Below are 738 nucleotides of genomic sequence, written 5' to 3' on the forward strand. Positions count from 1 at the left end.
GCAAGCGCGTCGTCGGCGCGCCCGGATGCGCGCGCAGCCCGAAGGAGAACGGCTTCGACTGGGTGCTCGATCGCCTGATTGCCGGGCTCGATGTGACGGCGAGCGATATTGCCGGCATGTGTGTCGGCGGGCTTCTGATGGAAATTCCGACCAGGCCGCAGCCGCGCGAGCCGACGCCGCACCCCGCCAGGTCGGCGCTGAAGGTCGATATCGTGCTTCTGGCGGCTGGACGTTCGAGCCGCATGGGCGGGCCGAACAAGCTTCTGGCGCTGTTCGACGGCGAGCCGCTGGTGCGCCGCACCGCTTCCCGCGCGCTGGGCTCAAAGGCCGCCAGCACCATCGTCGTCACCGGCCATCAGCGCGAACGCGTGCGTTCAGCGCTTGGAGGCCTTGAGGTGAAACTCGCCGACAATCCCGATTTCGCCGATGGCCTGGCCTCGTCCTTGAAGGCGGGCATTGCGAAGGTCGCGCCCGACGCGGCCGGCGCGATGATCGTTCTTGGCGACATGCCCGGCGTTTCGTCGAAGGACCTCGACAGCCTGGTCGATGCGTTCCGCCGCTCCGGCGGCCACGCGGTCGTGCGCGCCTCGCACCAGGGCAAGCGCGGCAATCCGGTGCTTTTGCCGCGATCGCTTTTCGCGGCGGTTGCGCAGCTCGAGGGCGATACCGGCGCCCGGCATCTGGTCGAAGCCGAGGGTCTCGACGTCATCGATGTCGAGATCGGGCAGGGTGCATCGA

1 protein-coding gene is annotated in these 738 nt (G+C 68.6%); it reads left to right on the forward strand.

Going from position 1 to position 738, the window contains the following annotated elements:
• Positions 1–738: nucleotidyltransferase family protein (locus EOA27_RS38800; protein WP_148669971.1), on the forward strand; the 738-nt coding region annotated here is incomplete at both ends.

This window comes from Mesorhizobium sp. M2A.F.Ca.ET.037.01.1.1, assembly GCF_003998075.1.
GTDB lineage: Bacteria > Pseudomonadota > Alphaproteobacteria > Rhizobiales > Rhizobiaceae > Mesorhizobium.